Here is a 17,000-nt window from a genome sequence, read left to right on the forward strand (position 1 = left end):
TAAAAAATGAAAAGGAGTCTTTTGGACAACAAAAAAACGCTGAAGAAAATCTCTTCAACGTTTTAAGTTTATTATCTAATTTTTTTCAAGGTTCCTAGCCCTACACCCACTGCAGCACCTACAGCATCTACAAAGACATCTTGGATGAGCGGTGTACGTCCTGGAGTGACTCCTTGGTGGAATTCATCGGTCATCGCATATAGCACTGCAATAAAGAATGCCAAGAACTGCGGCCATCCTTTTTTACGAACGTGAACACTTAACCCTCTCGTCCATTGATATCCAATGAAGAAGTAAGCTAAGAAATGAGCGGCTTTACGAATAAAAAATTCGATAAACTGCGCATATCCTAAAGAAGGAATACTGATGGTTTGTCCTGCATATTCAAATTTGATTTTGGATAATAATTCCGAAAAAGGTTGCATCGGCAGTCCTTTTTGAATCGTAGATACAAGTGACTGATCCTTGTAAGGCATACTTGAACTAATAAAAATTAAAACCATGACTGCAATCGCTAGTGTAATCGCAATGGTTGCTTTTGTTTTCTTGGACATGAAACCTCTCCTTCCTCGTTAACTTTCTTTATTATGGTCAACTCTACAAGTTTAGTCAAGCGTCTTTCCTATTTCTTAAATTCCATAAAAAATAGATAAAAATGTATATTGACGCATCTTTATGAAAGCGTTACAATTAATGTAACAAATACATTATTGGGAGAGTGTATTATAATGGAACGCTATACTCAAGATTTAAGCTTATTGGTCAAACAGATTCAGCTGCTTGAGGAACAACAGCAGCAACAGAATTACTACAACAATCTCTTCAGCCAGAATCCAAATCCGTACAACAAGTCTTTTGAAGAGATTATCGAATACTTGCTCGGCACTTCCGAGTCCACTTTCTTAATCCACCACTTTGAAGATTTCCCGCAAGCCCTGTCCTATGACCAGCAGAAAGAATTCCAGAAGCTGCGTCGCTATTATTTGCGTCATCAAAACGCCCTACGCTGTTTCAACAAACCGTTTTCCGAAGAATGCCACGCGCTGACCTCGCTGTGGATTAAAGGCATGCGCGGCGACAGCATCATCGATCTCATTCCTCATCTCGATAGCTTGAGAGATTATTTCCACTTACATTACCAGAAACTCCTCAACCAACCTACCGTCTCCTACAAAGACGTTTTAGCCTTCTCGTTTGGCCCACAAATTACTGAGTTCTATTACACGCTCATCAAGGAGAGCAAAGATTCTTTCTTGCGCCTTTATAATGATTACCTAGAGTCATTCCCGCAAACGTATATTCCTGTGCACTATTTACATTTATCAAAAGAAGAGACGCTGCTCGTTTTAGAGGAGCTGATTACTCTTGCGTCTTCCGTTTTGCCAAAACAAGACTTCTACATTAACTTTGGTCCAAATCCATTTCCTAGTCATTTCCATAATGAACAGACAACTTACTTAAACTTGGGTGTATTCACTGATTTTATGACTGCGCTGCATCAATGCTTAAAGCAACTCGGCAAAGTCTTTCTTCAGGAATACACCCATTCTTTTGTGATTATGCAAAAATCCGATTTCGAACAGCTTCACTTGCACCATTCTATTTTAGAATTTTGTACACTTCTACCGATTTTATCCCAAACGATTTCCAAAACCATTATTAAAACCATTTATCCGGATAAACTAACTGACGAGAAGTTTGTAAATCAAATTCAAGAAGAGTTGCTATATCACTATTTTAGAACGAATAAGTTAAACAACAGCATCGAGAGTCCACAGCCTTTGCAAGAAATTCTCAAATGCTACATCGAAATGGAAATCGAGGAAGACTGGTTCAATGGTGCCTTCCCATCCATTGAACTCTCGCACGAGTGGAATGTCCGCTCTAATGAGTGCTTGCATAAAGTTCCTTCGACGCATATGGATGGGCTACTTCGTCATATTCACTGGACTAAAGGCGAACTCGGAAATGCCTTTGGTAAATTACTAGGCCTCTTCTCCATCTTCTGCAGCGGTCTGCCAAAAGAACCATATGATCATCCATTCTCCGAATTTCTCGAGCACTTCTCATCAGATCAACTGCGCAGATGGCATCCAACCTATCAATTAATCGAGCACTTGCGGATGAATCCTGAATCGACGAAATGTTGCTGGGTGTTCTTTAAGCAAAAGCTGAATGAATTCAAATAAGTCAAAATTATCATATATGATAATTATCTTTTATGAGCATTACCAAATATGGTAATTACCATATTTGGTAATGCCAACCTAAAAAAGATCCCATCAACAAATTTTGCTGATGGGGTCTTCACTTTATAATTCTGTAAATTGATCTGGCCGTTTTGTTGGAATCGTTGTAGCTCCGTGTTTTTGAAGCCATACAATATCGTACCAACGATTGAATTTGCAGCCACATTTTTTGAAGTGTCCGCATTCTTCAAAGCCTAAATATATATGATAGTTTACACTATTCATCGTTAAGTACTCATCTTCGACTTCAGGAACGGCTACACAAGCATAAATGTTTTGATAGCCTAACTCTAGTAATTTTTCTTCTAAAGCGGCATATAACAGTTTACCATAGCCTTTTCTTTGATGATTTAAGCTAATATAAATACTAACTTCGGTCGACCAATCAAAGGCGGCACGTGCTGAGAATCGTCCAGCATACGCATATCCGACGACTTCTCCGTCCTCTTCTAACACCAGATACGGAAAGTTCTCTAATGTTTTCTGGATACGTCCTTCAAACTCTTCCACGCTAGGGACCACTTCTTCAAAGGTGATAGCTGTCGTTTCTACATAGGGGGCATAAATGGCTTGAATAGATGTTGCATCTTCTACTGTTGCTACTCTTAACAATACATTACTCATTGGCTGTTGAAAGTTCCACGGGAGGAACTGTAACTCCTTTTAATAATTTATGAACGGGGCATTGACGCTCTGCTGCCTCTAGAATTTCGCGGGCTAATGCTTCGTCTCTACCTGGCATCGCAACAAAAACGGATGGATGGAATAGATAGCCTTCTCCCTCTGAATCCAATGTCAAATCAATCTTCACTTCTACCTTGCTCTTATGCTCTAATTTCATGCGTTTTTCTACAAATTCAATCGAAGCATTTAAGCAAGTGGCATAGGCTAAGGCAAATAATTGTTCTGGGTTCGTCCCAGCTTCTGCACTTCTTGGCGAAGAAATCTGTGTGCTAAAGTCTTTGTCTCCATTTCCTTTAGTGTACGCTACACCTGTTAGTCCGTCTTCGTTAACGGCCGTTGTTGTATATAAAATTTTCTCCATGCTCTCACCTCATGCAAGTTTCTTCTTGTAGAATAGCACATTCCTAAAAACAAAAGCTATCCTAACAAACTGTTAAGATAGCTCTTTTTGCATTATAGCCATTCATTATATTTTTTAATATACGCTTTTTTAACAATCGTTACTAAGAACATGTATCCTGCAATAATAAGAATTAATGCGAGGAAGTATAGTCCGTTTAGCGGTGCTAGTTTTAATGGTCCTGCTAGTGGTGTGTAAGGAAGAACCGTTACAACAAATAAAGCGAATAAAGATGTCACTAGCAATGAGAACGCTGGTTTAGATTGAACGAATGGTAATTTTGGTGAACGTAACATATAAATAACCATCGTTTGTGACCACATAGATTCAATAAACCAACCTGTTTGGAAGACCATCAAAAAGAATGCTGGATTCGTAGACGATGCATAACTGCTTCCAGTAATCATTGGTGCAATTCCAAAGAACATCACTGCAAAGGTAATGATGTCAAAGATGGAACTGGTTGGTCCAAACCAAGCCATGAATCGTGTGATGGAACTTGCTGTCCATGCGCGTGGTTGTTTTAAGAAGTCAGCATCTACATTATCAAATGGCAATGCCACACAGCTTAAATCATAGATTAAGTTCAATACGATTAAGTGCACTGGAGCCATTGGAAGGAATGGTAGGAAAATACTTGCGAATAATACTGAGAAGATATTCCCGAAGTTTGATGAAACGGTCATCTTAATGTATTTTGTCATATTCGCATAGACTTTACGACCTTCAATCAATCCTTTTTCAAGAACGAGTAAGTCCTTATCTAATAAAACGACATCTGCCACTTCTTTGGCAATATCCACGGCACTGTCCACAGAAATTCCAACGTCGGCCACTTTTAGGGATGGCGCATCATTGATACCGTCGCCCATGTAACCAATCTTGTGTCCTTTTGCTTTTAGTAAATGAATAATGCGTGCCTTTTGTTCTGGAGATAGTTTTGCAAAAATGGTTGTTTCTTCAGCAACTGCTGCTAATTCTTCATCGCTCATATCTTCAATTTCTGTACCAAGTAAGACTTTATCTACTGGTAGCCCTACTTTTTCACAGACCGTTAGAGTTACTTTTTCATTGTCCCCTGTAAGAATCTTCGTCGTTACCCCATGTTCTTTCAACGCTTGAATCGCTGGAGCTGCAGAAGGTTTTGGTGGATCAAGGAAGGCTAAGTAACCCATTAGAATCATATTTGATTCATCTTCAACCGTGAAAGCATGGTGAGTATCTTGATATTTCTTTTGGCTCACACCAAGGACGCGAAGCCCTTGTTCGTTTAAGCCGCTCACTGCTTCTAGGATAGATTCGCGAATTTCATCCGTAATTGGGTGAACTACATCTCCGTCTTTTACATGTGTAGAGATGCTAAGCATTTCTTCGAGGGCCCCTTTTGTTACGAGCACTGCTTCATCGTCTTCTTTCACGATAACGCTCATACGACGACGTTCGAAGTCAAATGGCAACTCATCAATCTTTTGGTAGCGTGTTGCTAAATTTTGTAAATCTTCGTGTTCGTCGGCTTCTTTTTCTGTACGTGTAATGATAGCACGGTCTAATAAGTTTTTAAGTCCTGTTTGGAAGTAGCTGTTTAAATACGCAATTTTTAATACGCCCATATCTAGATTTGCATGAATATCTAATGGGTATTCAAGAATAATTTCATCTTGCGTTAATGTACCTGTTTTATCAGTACATAAAATGTCGATAGCCCCTAAATCTTGAATCGCGTTTAATTTTTTAATAATGACTTTTTCTTTGGCCATGATAACTGCCCCTTTTGCAAGGCTGGCTGTAATAATCATTGGCAACATTTCTGGAGTTAATCCCACGGCAACACTTAAGGCAAATACCCCTGCTTCTAACCAGTCACCGTCTGTTAATCCATTAATCAAGAATACAACTGGCACTAGTACAAGCATTAAACGAATCAATAGCCATGAGATTTTATTCATTTCTTTTTCGAAACTCGTTTGTTCTTCGAAAGTATTAAGTGTTTTTTCGATACGACCAATCATCGTATCATTCCCTGTTACTAAAATAACTGCTAAAGCACTACCGCTGACAACGTTTGAACCCATAAACACAAATCGTTCGCTCTCGAGTGCTTGTTTTTTCTTTTCTTCTTCATCTGGAACCCAAATTGATTTTTTCTCAACAGATTCACTTTCACCAGTCAAGCTGGATTGTTGGATAAAGAAGTCACGTGTTTCTATTAATAATGCATCCGCTGGCAACATGTCCCCAGCGCTTAATTTAATAATATCTCCGACTACTAAATCTTCAATCGGAACTTCCATCTGTTCACCATCACGAATAACCGTTGCTGTATTGACGATTAGACTAGATAAGTTACTAGCCGCCTTGTCACTTTTCATTTCTTGAACAAAACGAATAGCTCCTGATACAGCCACAAGTACCACAATAATGATGGAAGTCGTTGGGTCTGCTTCACCTGGTTTTGCAAGAATCACGTTCGTGAATAATGAGACAACCGCAATCACTAGTAAAATTACCGTAAATGGATTGATAATAGACTCATAAATCTTTTTCCAAATTGAATCTTCTTTAGCCTTTGTAATTTTGTTTTCTCCATAGGTTTCACGTAGTGTTTCTACTTGTTCTTCAGTGAGTCCTTTTACAGATGTGCCTAATGCTTCTAGGACCTCTGCCATTGGATTCATCAATGCTAAGTCGATTCTTTCTTTTGCTGTTTTCATAGTCTTCACCTCGTTTTTAATATAGGCGAAGCTCCGGGTGATCATCACACTCTTCCCTTCGCTCATTGATTTGTTTCGTTTGACTCTCCGGTCCTGGCATATGATCACCCTCTTTCTAAAAGTTTTTGGCAAATGAAAAAGCACCTTGTCATAGCTTAAACGCGACAAGATGCTTACCTAATAAACAATTCTCATTTTTTCGTTCAAGCTTTAACATCATGGAGCGATGAAATGACATTAGTCTCTGCCTTCACGACAGAGGCTGCTAACCAACGCATAGTGTCTCCACTATTTTGCGGTAGTCATCCGTATCTCCATGGTAGTCTCACCTACCGATTTACATCCTCACCATACTCCTATATTCTCCCTTTGTCAAAGAAATGACCTTTGTATCTATATTAAAATATGAATTAGTAGTATAATAAACGTGTAAAAGGAGGAATCCCTATGAAAAAATCAATTTCTTTGATTTTAGTCGCATTGGTTTTAGCTGGCTGTTCATTTTTCCAAAAGAAAGAAGACACAACCACTCAAGCTCAAACAACGACTACTCAAAGCACAACAACAACGAAACAAACAACGACAAGTACTACTGAAGCTCCAACGACTATCGTTGCTACAACTGCTGAGACGCAACATGCAACGGCTCCCGTTCCAAAGACTGTGTCTACTGAAAAAGTAGCCGTTCCTGCCAAAGCCCCTGCTCCTTCATCAATGGATATTCAAGCGATGAAACAAGGCGACTTCCGTAGCGTAGCCGGAACATGGAGAAACTCTGCTGGATGGGAATTCCACATTGATAAAGATGGAAATATTACTTCTGGTGGAAAAACGTTTAAAGTCGGTATTACCGAACAACAATTCCAAGAAGGACTTCTCAACTGGATTATGGTTCCAGAAGGCAATGAAAATGCATTTGTAGGAGGCGCCGTATTCTCATTCATCCCTAAAAATGTAGAGCTCACTTATGGTGTGATGTCTGGTGACAAAGACCAATCGGATATTTCTAAAGACCGTATTTATGGTACGCAAACCGTAACAGACGGCAAAACTATCAAAACATTGATGTACTATAAAGTCGATTAACAGATAAAGCACTGTATTCAATTACAGTGCTTTCTTTTGTACATAAAAATAACGGATACCTCCTATTGGAAGTATCCGTTTTTTGTTACGGTTCACTAATAAATAAAATTTCTAGTAATCGTCCTCTTAATTCCTCATCTTCATGATGTAAGATATTCATGATTTCATTCGCATTTTTAGCATTCACTAATCGACGATATAAGAAATCTTTCGTTAGATATGGAAGGTTCGCATTCTTAAGTACTTGGAAGAATGCTTCGTTTCGATTAACTGTTTGTTTTTCGCCAACAGTAAATTCAACAGTCGCGTTTTTATTTTCCAATTCAACGACAGCTGCTTGGCTTCCTTGAACATGAACGCGGTGGATTCTGTTTTCTGGAAGGATACCTGTTTCTCCTTCAACAGATAATTGAATCGCTCCTAATTTCCAATCAACAGATAATGTTGTGACACAACGAGCGCCATCTAAGTCTTCCACCATTTCGAATGAATGATGGGTACCTGGGAATACATACCAGTCAATCACTTCAGGTAAATCCACACCCATTTTCACACCAGAACCATCGAGCGGAACAATTGCTCCTTCTTTAGCAAATACAGGAATCGATTCGATATCACGGTAAATATCAAGCACCACATCTCCTGCATACTCTCTTCCAGTGAAGAAATCATACCATTTTCCTTCAGGGAACCACACTTGAACTTTTGCAGATTGGTAATTCTTATTCATTGGTTCTGTAATTGGAGCGACCATCAACTCGCTACCGAAGAAGTATTGATTTGACACATGGTAGCTTTCTTCGTTTTCTGGATAGAAGTAGTACATCGGACTCACAAGAGGTGCTCCCTCTTCATGCGTTGCCACATTCATCGTGTAAAGATATGGAAGCAATTGATGTCTTAGACGTAAATAGTGCTTCATAATTTCTGCAGTATGTTTCGTAAAGAACCATGGCTCCTTACTATTAAACGGACTTTGCGTACTATGAAGTCGTGTAATTGGACTAAAGATGCCATATTGTAACCAGCGAATTTGCAATTCTTCATCATAATAACCACGCATATGTCCACCAATATCATGACTCCACCAGCTATATCCAATGTTAGAAGCCGTTGAAGTGAAATATGGTTGAAATTGAAGAGATTCCCAAGTCACAATCGTGTCCCCAGAAAATCCAACTGGATAACGATGGCTACCAGGTCCTGCATAACGAGACAAGATTAATCCGCCATCTGCTCTCTTACAATTATCAACAAAATGATAATGGTTTAATAACCACAATGGATCTTGTACCCCTTGCGTTCCTTGTTGCCAGTCAATCCACCAGAAATCAACTCCTTGTTCTTCTAATGGATAATGAACATCTTTAAAGTAAGATTCTCTAAAGCGAGGGTCTGCAATATCAAAAATCGCAGGTTCTTCACTGGCTGCATCTAATCCTAAACGTTTGGCAACAGCTGGATACGCATCTTCATAAGCTCGAATACCATCTGCTGGATGGACATTTAGAGAAAGTTTTAATTTCTTATCATGTAATTTCTTTAATAATTTTTCTGGTTCTGGAATGAGTTCACGGTTCCAAGAGTAGCCTGTCCAACCACTTCCGAAGCGTTCTGGAATTTTGGTGATATGCCAATCCATATCTAACACGCCAACCGCAAGCGGTACTTGCTCATCTTCGAAGCGTTCAACGAGACCTAAATACTCATCAGCCGTATACGCCCAATAACGGCTCCACCAGTTCCCTAAGGCATAGCGTGGTAATAATGGAGTTGCGCCAGTTAGGCGATAGAAGTCTCTAATGGCTCCTCTATAATCATGTCCATAAGCGAAGAAGTATAGGTCCACTTCGCTTTCTTTTTTGATAAAGCCTTCTTTTTCATCACTAATAAATCCATTGGAGTCATCTAAAACAGCATAACCACTCTTACTAATAATACCGTCTTCGAGTTCTGTTTCCCCGTCTACTTCGTCGAGTGTACGAGTCGTTCCTTTTAAAGTTTCGATTGGTTCACCAAAATACCAACGACTACCGTAAAGAGCAAATTGCCCTTTTAATTCAATAAATAGATTTTGATTATTGAATTCACCTTTGTTATAGCGTAAACGGAAAAACTTTGTATTAATATCTAATAGTTCTGGCGTTTCTGTGGCTTCAACTTCCACTTCACCAAAGTCTCTGTTTTGGATTAATTGCGTATGTCTATCTTCGAATTGTCCATTTTTTGAATATTCTAAACGAATGAGTTTATCCGTTAGAACGCTGATACGATAAAAATCTCCTTTAAAAATTTTCATCTCGCGTACCTCCATTGCTTAATTTATATGCCTTCTCAAACATTTTACTCGTTACTTTTACATTTAACAATGCCCAGATTGCAAATCCACCAAAAGTAAATACATAAATCGACGTCAATAATCGCTCAGGCGTATTCACACTCATATACACCACTGCGCAGTTAAATAGAATCAATAAAATTGCACGTAACGGATCTAAAATACAAACGAAAAAGCTATTGATGACACTGGCTTTTAAACTATTTTCAAATAACCCAACATACGGTAAAAGGATAACAATTCCCAGTATCGCAAGCATTCCAAATGGCGCAAGAAGTAATAATCCATATCCATTCAAGAAGTTTGTATTCGAAAAAATACTATAGTTCAAAAATAATAGAACCGAAAGTACTACAAGAGCTGCCCAAATGACAGTGGCTTGTTTAAAGTTAGATTTAAAAATACGAAAATAATGATAGACAACATCGCCATCATCGCCCTTTAAAATCCGATGCAACATCGTATTGAGAGATGTCACAGAAGCCCCCATCGTCACAATAGGAATGCTCGTAATGATAAATAATGTATTTAATAGAATCAAATTGGTGATGAGCGTTAGTCCTCTAACGAGTGGCCCATCAATTCGAAATAGTTTTTGCAATGATATCACCGTTCCTATATGAGAAAAAGGAAGCGAGAAAGATTTTTCTTCATCTCGCTCCCTCTACTCATTGTATTTTAAACGTTTCAGTTAGGGTATTTGTTAAAATGTGATTATTTAACTTCTTTTTGATAACGGTCATATGCGTCTTGTTGAATCTTGATGAATTCATCCAATCCCATATTTTTAAGGTTTGCTAAGTAAGAATCCCATTCTTCTTCAATTCCGCCATCAACTACCCATTTAGAAGCTTGTTGTTTTACATAAGAATCAATACTTACGTAAATTGAAGCTAATTTGCTTAGTTCTTCTTGAGAATAGATTACATTAGGGTAAGCTGGTAAAGCAAATTGTTTTAATTCTTGGTCCATCTTCAATTTCAAACCGTCACCTTGAGTTTGGTCGATTTCTACGCGGCTGTTGATGTTGTCGCTCACGTATTTAGGTCCGAAGTCACGTAGAGAGTGAATCCAAGCATATTCATCGGCAGATTTACCGTCTTTTGGAGGTAATACTTTATATTTGTCGCCATCTTTTTCTGTAGCAATTCCAAATGAACCATAGAAGTTTTGGATACTTGCATCGTCAGTATAGAATTTGTCGAACCATTGTAATAATTTAGCAGGGTTCTTCGCTTTTGTAGTGATTAATAATTCATTACGTCCATAGTTGTAGTGGTCTGGGTCAGAAGCAACATAGCCTTTTCCGTCAGGACCTTTTAATGCTGGTAAAGGAACATATTCGCTAGCATGTAATCCAAATGTAGCGTCGGCAGTCCAACCACTTGAAACACCCACTCTAGCTACTGATTTATCCATACGTTTTGCGGCACTCATTGATGAATCTTCAGTGTAAAGTTCAGGGTCAATTAAGCCTTTCTTGTATGCGTCATGCATTGCTGCAATCCCTTGTTTGTAGCTTTCTTCTGTACGAAGATATACTGGTTTGCCATCTTTTACAGACATTTCATAAGTATTATCTGCACCTAAACGGTTGTTAAATGGAAGGATGTAAGAGAATGTTGGGTCAAAGTTACCAGAGCCAAATGGAATTTCGTCCGTTGGATCTCCATTTCCGTTTGCATCTTTATCTTTGAATGCTTGAAGTACTTTAACGAATTCCTCATAAGTTTCAGGTACTTTTAATCCTAGATTATCGAGCCATTTTTTATTGATGAATAATTGGTTCCCTACTGTTGGACGCATTGGTAATTTCTTAGGAAGACTGTAAATGTGTCCGTCAGGAGATGTAATCATCGCTTTTAGTTTTGGTTCTTGTTCCAGTGCCTTAGTAAGGTTTGGCATGTTTTCTTTAATTAAATCTTCTAGAGGAATAAATAAAGATTGGTTTTGCGCAATTTCAGCATCGTTAAATGCGTTTGATCCTAAGAAGGCATCTGGTAGGTCTCCGCTGGCAACTAATACAGATTTTTTATCTGTCCAGTCTGCAGCAACAAGAGTATCCCAGCTAATTTCAATGCCTGCTTCTTTAGCAGAATCATCGATAAATCCTTTATGGTATTCTTCGCCCCAGTCCGACCATCGAACGGTTGTGATTTTGAAGTTCGTTTGATCTGACTTTTCGTCATTTGACTTCGTTGTTGAGTTTGAGCAAGCGGCTAGTCCAGTTAGTGTAGCGGCTGCTAAAAACAAATATTTCATTTTGTTGATTTTCATAATATCTCTCCTATTCTTTTAGTGCGCCAATCATGACACCCTGATTGAAATATTTTTGGACAAATGGATAAAGCAACATAATCGGAGCTGTTGAAATTACAATCGCTGCATATTTCATCATATCAGCTTTAATCCGAAGGTCTGATGCAAGTTCCCCTGTTGCCTGAGATTGCATCATTTGGTTACTAATTAATAACCGTCTTAAGATCAATTGCAATGGTTGCAAGTTTTCTTTTGTTAAGTAAATTAAGGCGTTGAACCAAGAGTTCCAAATACCAACTGCTGTCCATAAACCGATTACGGCGATAATGGCTTTTGATAAAGGAACAACGATTTTGAAGAAATAACGAATTGTTCCGCATCCATCAATTTGAGCTGCTTCCCACATTCCTTCTGGGATACTGTTATTGAAGAATGTTCTTGCAACGATGATGTTGTAAGAAGATACTGCAAATGGAACAACCATTACCCAGAATGTATCGACAAGTCCGACACTCTTCACTGTTAAGTAGATTGGAATCAATCCACCTGATACGAACATCGGAACAATGTAGAGAACGCTGAGCCACTTTTTACCAAGTAGGTCGCGTCTAGATAATGCGTACCCAGCAGGGATGTTGATGAGTAGTGCGATTAATGTACCAACTACTGTATATAAAATCGTGTTGAGATAACTTCTTAAGAACAGTGGTTGTTCAATTAATCGAAGGTATCCATCTAATTTCCATTCGTGTGGAATAAACCAAACTTTACCATTGGCTACATCAGAAGGATTACTAAAGGACGCAATCACAACAAACCACAATGGGTAAACGATTAATAATATTAACAAGATTGCAAAACCGTAGATTACTACGTCAAAAAACAAATCTGATTTTGATTTTCTTGAAGCTTTAAACCATTTCATGCTATGACCACCCTCCTTTTAAAATAGTCCTGTTTTGGTATATCGTTTAGAAAACCAATTGACAGATAATAGAATGATTAAGTTGACTACAGTATTGAATAATCCGATTGCTGTAGAGTAACTGTATTGGAAGTTAAGCATCCCAACTTTATATACGTAAGTCGAAATCACCTCACTTCCAGCTAGGTTCAATGGATTTTGTAATAGTAATACTTTTTCAAAACCGATACTTAATAAGCTTCCGGCTCTTAAAATCAATAGAATCATTGCTGTAGGTAAAAGTAATGGTAAGTCGATGTTGAGAATCTTTTGCATACGAGAAGCTCCGTCCATCGTAGCCGCTTCGTAATACGTTGGGTCGATGGCTGATAAAGCTGCTAAGTAAATGATGCTGTCCCAACCGATATGTTGCCAAACATCACTCCAAACATAAACGCCTGCAAAACTATCTGGTTTTGATAGTAAGTTTGGCATTGTCCATCCAAGTGATTTAAAAATATTGGCAATCAAACCACTATTTGGTGATAAGAATAAAATGATCATCCCACACATAACCATTGTTGAAATAAAGTGTGGTAAATAAGTCGTTACTTGAAAGACTTTTTTGAATTTCCCTGTTCTTAGTTGGTTACATAAGAGCGCTAGTAAGATTGGTAATGGGAATCCAACGAGAATGCTATAGATTGAAATCTTTAATGTGTTCATCATCGTTGTTCCGAATTGAACTGAATTAAAGAATTGGGTGAAATATTTAAACCCTGCCCACGGGCTATTTAAAATTCCATTCGCCGGTGAGTAATCTTTAAAAGCAATCACAAGTCCTAACATTGGGATATATGCAAACATTATAAGTAAAATAATTGAAGGAAATAGTAGCACATATAAAGGAATGTTGCTTTTTATTTTTCTTTTTTGTAATTGGGTTAAATCTTTCATAATTTCCCTCCTGTTTCAAATTCCTGTCATTATTTTATAAAATAAAACGCTTTCTTTATATCACTTTTTCGATAAGAACTATTCACTATTCAGACAATATTGCCAAATTTATATCACTTTTCCGACATCTTCTTAATTCATATCGTTTTTTGACAACTTTTATGATAGTGTTATACTTGAGAAGCGAGGTAAAAGTTATGAAACTACATAGTATTCTATCTAAAAGACATTCTTTTAAATTTTTCTTTCAAGTCTTATTAGTACTTCTTATCCTCATCACAGTGATCAGTCTCTTCGTCAGCAATGCCACAAGAGATTTTATTAAGAATCAAAATATTCAACAATTGACGAGCTCCATTGAAATTTACGCAAATGGACTAAATGATGAAATGCGTTCTGTTGAACGCTTTTTGTATTCAACGGTCACTCACGATAAGGGTTTGGATGAACTAAATGAGCCACAAAGTTACACGGATTATGAGCAAACCGTCAAAAAAGTACAGACCACTTTTAATGACTATGAATACCAACACGAAACGCATATGTCGTTTTTGGTGGCTACTGAAGGCACGCATCATTTTCTGAGTGCTTCAACTCTCTTTATTCCCTATCAAGATTACTTATATTTAAAAAACAATATCAATTCGTTCAGAAATAATACTGACGACCGTAAATGGCAAGCCATTCTCATCAACGATACGGAATACTTGATTAAAGTCGTTCATTATAAAGAGAAAACGATTATGGCGGTTATCTCTGCTGAAGATATTCTGATGCCACTTCGGAAACTGAATATTGGAAAGAATGGACATATTTCGCTGAAAGAACCGAAAAACTTATCGTCTTCCACACACTTAATCGAAGCCGACAGCGAACGGACGCAACTGCCATTTGATATTTACGTAGCGGTTGACTACACAGACGTATTCAAGAGTATCGTTCTTTTTGAAGTGTTCATCGCAATCGTTCCTATCTTAATCGCGATTGCTTCACTTGTGTTGATTATTTTCATTCGAAACAGAATGTTAAGCCCAATTACACGACTAACCGAACGACTTTCAAAAATTGACGAGAACACCTCTATTTACGACATCGCTTCTGCTGAAGGGATTTTGGAAATCGATACTGCCAATGATAAATTGAGTCAGGTGCTCTTCGATATGCAAGACTTAAAAATTCGTGAGTATCATGCACAGCTGGAATTAAAAAAGGTCGAACTCAACTACTTAAAGAGTCAAATCCGACCTCACTTTTACTTGAATATGCTCTCCATGATTCATAGCATGCTTCAAACGGAGAACTATAAGGAAATTGAAGAGTTAACGATTTTAACGTCCGATTACTTACGATATCTCTTTATGGTGGACCAAGACTTCTCTCCACTGGATAAAGAAATTCAACATATTAAGGACTATTTAGAGATTCAACGTATTCGTTATGGTGACCATATCGATTTTGCTTTAACATTCGATGAACAGTTGCACGACGCACTCGTCCCTTCTCTTTTACTACAAACATTCGTTGAGAATACGATTAAGCATGGATTTTCCTTCCAAGACGGGCTTGCCATTGACCTTTCTCTTCAAAAACGAATGGTAGAAGACAAGCCTTATATTGAGATTTGCGTCAAAGACAATGGTCCAGGCTTCACTCCAGAGATTCTTGAAAAACTCAAGAACATGGAATCATTAATGTCGGAAGACGGCCATCACATCGGAATTACCAATGCGATTGAACGGCTTAACCTTCTCTATCCAAATAACTATACGATTACTTTTGAAAATAACGACACGGGTGGCGCAAGAATTTATGCGCTCCTCCCCTATAAAGCGTTGAAAGGAGATTCTAATGAATATACTACTCGTTGATGACGATCGTTTTATCATCGAAGCGTTACGTGAAAAAATCCGTTGGGATCGATTAAAAATCGACAACGTCTACGCGGCAAACAGCCTCACTCAGGCGCAAGCCATCATTAAAGAATATCCTATCCACCTAATGATTAGCGATATTGAAATGCCTCAAGGAAGTGGTCTTGAACTACTCTCTTGGGTCAGAAACGAAAATTACGACATCAAAACCATCTTTTTAACGAACTATGCGGATTTCAACTACGCGCAAAAAGCGATTGAATTGCAAAGTTTTGAATACTACTTAAAACCGATTAACTTCGAAAAGTTGGAGTTCATCATTCAAAAGGCACTTGATAAGATTGCTGAGCAACAGCCTCAAGTTTCTCACGAATCTGCGTTCCAAACAGAGAATAATTTTTGGTTTGAATATTTAAGAAAACCAAGAAATCATCGTCTAGAAGAACTAAAAGCTGAACTGCAAAAACGCAATTTTACTTTAAAAGAACATCAGTATTTCCTAACAGGTGTGATTACATTGCATATTAATGAAGCAGATTACGCCCCAGAAATTCCGTCATGGACTTCACAGTTGAAAAAAGTATTCCAAGCCTTCTCAAATGAGACTTATCAATTAGCGAGTCTGTTTAAGATGGAAGGACACGTGGACCATTACGTTTGCCTCTTTAGAGTGGACAATTCCATCAATAGTGAGACATTCGTCAAAAAAATTCAACAAGAGATTCAGGACAAGTTACACCATAATTCCATCATTACATTCAACAGTTGCTTCCAATGCCCGAATATTTTACAAGACGTAAAAGAACTCTACGCGGCAACTGGCCAACAAGTGCCTTATTGGAATACGATTATTCCAGTATCTTCTGACGCTGCTGTTTTACAGGAAAAAGAAGTTGCAACCAACTCCATCTCCTTCTCGGATTCATTAGACGAATCTGAATTGTCAAAGAGTCTATTGCACTATATTTCAGGTGGAATGGTTCCAAAATCCATCTTGCAAAAACTTCATCTGGACTGGACACAACAAATTGGAATCTACTTAGACCAAAATGGAATTTCGGCGCATAAGCTCTTCCAAAATGCGCATCATGATTTCCTCTTCCAAAGAAAATTCCATTCAATTGAGTCTTTTGAGGAATACTTCAATTACTACTGGTCTCATGCAAGAAACTTTGTCACGGATGCTGAAAACCAAAAGAATAGTATTCAACGCATCATCGAATATATCGATCATCACTACAAAGAAGATTTGAGCCGAACGACTTTAGCCGATATGGTGTATCTCAGCGCAGACCACCTCGCTCGTGTCTTTAAGAAAGAAACTGGCGAAACACTCGTTAAATACATTACGGATAAACGTATCCATGCTGCTAAAGAATTGCTATCGGATACGAAGACCCCGATTTCTCAAGTCGCCTCTGAAGTGGGATATGACAATTATTCTTACTTCACGAAAATCTTCAAAGAGAAAACAGGAGTTTCTCCAGGGGACTACAGAAAGCATCAAGCTGAATAAATAAAAAAAGAGCTAGTTCAACTTG

13 protein-coding genes and 1 riboswitch are annotated in these 17,000 nt (G+C 38.1%); of the genes, 4 read left to right on the top strand and 9 right to left on the bottom strand.

The window, feature by feature from the left end:
* Positions 1 to 71 precede the first annotated feature (71 nt).
* A complete protein-coding gene (locus O3798_RS04385; RefSeq protein WP_285251885.1) occupies positions 72 to 554 on the bottom strand; it encodes a VanZ family protein in 483 nt (160 codons plus the stop codon).
* Between the two features lie 174 nt (positions 555 to 728).
* Here O3798_RS04385 and O3798_RS04390 point away from each other — a divergent pair, with 174 nt between their 5' ends.
* The gene (locus O3798_RS04390; protein ID WP_048782295.1) at positions 729 to 2,189 is read left to right on the top strand and encodes a hypothetical protein; all 1,461 of its coding nucleotides are present in this window, start codon (positions 729 to 731) and stop codon (positions 2,187 to 2,189) included.
* Between the two features lie 123 nt (positions 2,190 to 2,312).
* Here O3798_RS04390 and O3798_RS04395 read toward each other — a convergent pair whose 3' ends face one another.
* The 3 genes from O3798_RS04395 to mgtA all read right to left on the bottom strand — a co-directional run bounded on the left by O3798_RS04395 (position 2,313) and on the right by mgtA (position 6,089).
* On the bottom strand, positions 2,313 to 2,873 hold the full coding sequence (locus tag O3798_RS04395) for a GNAT family N-acetyltransferase (RefSeq protein ID WP_048782294.1): 561 nt from the start codon (positions 2,871 to 2,873) through the stop codon (positions 2,313 to 2,315).
* Complete coding sequence (locus tag O3798_RS04400) at positions 2,866 to 3,294, bottom strand: OsmC family protein (RefSeq protein WP_048782292.1); 429 nt, start codon at positions 3,292 to 3,294, stop codon at positions 2,866 to 2,868. Before O3798_RS04400 ends, O3798_RS04395 begins: the two co-directional genes overlap by 8 nt.
* Before the next feature lie 92 nt (positions 3,295 to 3,386).
* Positions 3,387 to 6,089 carry a magnesium-translocating P-type ATPase gene (mgtA, locus tag O3798_RS04405; protein WP_371463603.1) on the bottom strand — a complete coding sequence of 901 codons (2,703 nt, stop codon included), beginning with the start codon at positions 6,087 to 6,089 and terminating at the stop codon, positions 3,387 to 3,389.
* A gap of 142 nt (positions 6,090 to 6,231) precedes the next feature.
* Positions 6,232 to 6,388, bottom strand: a riboswitch (M-box (ykoK) riboswitch).
* Between the two features lie 103 nt (positions 6,389 to 6,491).
* Here mgtA and O3798_RS04410 point away from each other — a divergent pair.
* The gene (locus tag O3798_RS04410) at positions 6,492 to 7,130 is read left to right on the top strand and encodes a DUF6287 domain-containing protein (protein WP_048710183.1); all 639 of its coding nucleotides are present in this window, start codon (positions 6,492 to 6,494) and stop codon (positions 7,128 to 7,130) included.
* Positions 7,131 to 7,215: 85 nt separating this feature from the next.
* Here O3798_RS04410 and O3798_RS04415 read toward each other — a convergent pair whose 3' ends face one another.
* The 5 genes from O3798_RS04415 to O3798_RS04435 form a co-directional block, all read right to left on the bottom strand.
* Positions 7,216 to 9,429: a TIM-barrel domain-containing protein gene (locus O3798_RS04415; protein ID WP_048710186.1), complete on the bottom strand. Its 2,214-nt coding sequence runs from the start codon at positions 9,427 to 9,429 to the stop codon at positions 7,216 to 7,218.
* Positions 9,416 to 10,069 (bottom strand): DUF624 domain-containing protein, encoded by a 654-nt coding sequence (locus tag O3798_RS04420; RefSeq protein ID WP_048710188.1) that lies wholly within the window; start codon positions 10,067 to 10,069, stop codon positions 9,416 to 9,418. Before O3798_RS04420 ends, O3798_RS04415 begins: the two co-directional genes overlap by 14 nt.
* Positions 10,070 to 10,182: 113 nt before the next feature.
* The gene (locus O3798_RS04425; protein WP_048710190.1) at positions 10,183 to 11,745 is read right to left on the bottom strand and encodes an extracellular solute-binding protein; all 1,563 of its coding nucleotides are present in this window, start codon (positions 11,743 to 11,745) and stop codon (positions 10,183 to 10,185) included.
* A gap of 10 nt (positions 11,746 to 11,755) precedes the next feature.
* On the bottom strand, positions 11,756 to 12,652 hold the full coding sequence (locus O3798_RS04430; RefSeq protein ID WP_048710193.1) for a carbohydrate ABC transporter permease: 897 nt from the start codon (positions 12,650 to 12,652) through the stop codon (positions 11,756 to 11,758).
* Positions 12,653 to 12,670: 18 nt separating this feature from the next.
* Positions 12,671 to 13,588 (bottom strand): sugar ABC transporter permease, encoded by a 918-nt coding sequence (locus O3798_RS04435; protein WP_048710196.1) that lies wholly within the window; start codon positions 13,586 to 13,588, stop codon positions 12,671 to 12,673.
* A gap of 197 nt (positions 13,589 to 13,785) precedes the next feature.
* Between O3798_RS04435 and O3798_RS04440 the strand changes: the two genes are divergently transcribed.
* A complete protein-coding gene (locus tag O3798_RS04440) occupies positions 13,786 to 15,456 on the top strand; it encodes a histidine kinase (protein ID WP_048710199.1) in 1,671 nt (556 codons plus the stop codon).
* Complete coding sequence (locus O3798_RS04445) at positions 15,437 to 16,975, top strand: helix-turn-helix domain-containing protein (protein ID WP_371463597.1); 1,539 nt, start codon at positions 15,437 to 15,439, stop codon at positions 16,973 to 16,975. Before O3798_RS04440 ends, O3798_RS04445 begins: the two co-directional genes overlap by 20 nt.
* Positions 16,976 to 17,000 lie beyond the last annotated feature (25 nt).

It is taken from the genome of Granulicatella sp. 20925_1_45 (assembly GCF_041433555.1).
In the GTDB taxonomy this organism is placed as follows: domain Bacteria; phylum Bacillota; class Bacilli; order Lactobacillales; family Aerococcaceae; genus Granulicatella.

Excerpts from the sequence above, each read along its gene's own strand:
- O3798_RS04385 (WP_285251885.1), bottom strand. The coding sequence starts at position 554 with ATGTCCAAGAAAACAAAAGCAACCATTGCGATTACACTAGCGATTGCA.
- O3798_RS04390 (WP_048782295.1), top strand. The coding sequence starts at position 729 with ATGGAACGCTATACTCAAGATTTAAGCTTATTGGTCAAACAGATTCAG.
- O3798_RS04395 (WP_048782294.1), bottom strand. The coding sequence starts at position 2,873 with ATGAGTAATGTATTGTTAAGAGTAGCAACAGTAGAAGATGCAACATCT.
- O3798_RS04400 (WP_048782292.1), bottom strand. The coding sequence starts at position 3,294 with ATGGAGAAAATTTTATATACAACAACGGCCGTTAACGAAGACGGACTA.
- mgtA (WP_371463603.1), bottom strand. The coding sequence starts at position 6,089 with ATGATCACCCGGAGCTTCGCCTATATTAAAAACGAGGTGAAGACTATG.
- O3798_RS04410 (WP_048710183.1), top strand. The coding sequence starts at position 6,492 with ATGAAAAAATCAATTTCTTTGATTTTAGTCGCATTGGTTTTAGCTGGC.
- O3798_RS04415 (WP_048710186.1), bottom strand. The coding sequence starts at position 9,429 with ATGAAAATTTTTAAAGGAGATTTTTATCGTATCAGCGTTCTAACGGAT.
- O3798_RS04425 (WP_048710190.1), bottom strand. The coding sequence starts at position 11,745 with ATGAAAATCAACAAAATGAAATATTTGTTTTTAGCAGCCGCTACACTA.
- O3798_RS04430 (WP_048710193.1), bottom strand. The coding sequence starts at position 12,652 with ATGAAATGGTTTAAAGCTTCAAGAAAATCAAAATCAGATTTGTTTTTT.
- O3798_RS04435 (WP_048710196.1), bottom strand. The coding sequence starts at position 13,588 with ATGAAAGATTTAACCCAATTACAAAAAAGAAAAATAAAAAGCAACATT.
- O3798_RS04440 (WP_048710199.1), top strand. The coding sequence starts at position 13,786 with ATGAAACTACATAGTATTCTATCTAAAAGACATTCTTTTAAATTTTTC.
- O3798_RS04445 (WP_371463597.1), top strand. The coding sequence starts at position 15,437 with ATGAATATACTACTCGTTGATGACGATCGTTTTATCATCGAAGCGTTA.